Genomic DNA, 549 nt, shown 5'->3' on the forward strand with positions numbered 1-549 from the left:
ATGTACCTGTCTGCAGCACGTTCATGGATCTTCAACCGCATCGTTTCTGCTCGTCTAGAAAATGGTGTGTTTGATAAATTCATTGATGGTGACATCGCACAGACATCACAAGGATTGTTGGCTGTTGATGCGAATAACCTTGCTGATATGCAAAACAAGCTTGCATTGAGTGAAGTTGAGATCACTGCCGCTTTAGCGGGTGATAATGCGTTACCGACCCAAGCTGATGCACTTGCATTAGAACAGCCATTTATTGATGAAGAACCTGATTTAATGGCTCTGATCCGTGGTAATCGTATGCGTCACGATCGTCGTGAAATCGCACTCAAACCAAAAGACTTAGCTTGGAACGTTGAAGGTAACAATATTACGTTGACCTTCTCACTCGATGCAGGCTCTTTTGCCACATCCATTGTTCGTGAGTTGGTGAATGAGGTCAAAGTAGAAAGAGAATACTAATGGAACTGGATTCACTAAATACAAAACCTTTAAGAATTCTAATTAGTAATGACGACGGTGTGCATGCTCAAGGAATTCACGCGTTAGCGG

General features: G+C 42.8%; 1 protein-coding gene and 1 pseudogene. Both read left to right on the plus strand.

Annotated features, from left to right (window positions below; translation table 11 throughout):
- The coding region (gene truD, locus R8N47_RS27630) for a tRNA pseudouridine(13) synthase TruD (RefSeq protein WP_318186416.1) at positions 1 to 459 on the plus strand (459 nt) is incomplete at its 5' end.
- Positions 459 to 549: pseudogene (locus R8N47_RS27635) on the plus strand (5'/3'-nucleotidase SurE); the annotation flags it as partial. The gene truD and the pseudogene R8N47_RS27635, both read left to right, overlap by 1 nt.

This window comes from Vibrio sp. 2132-1 (assembly GCF_033344315.1).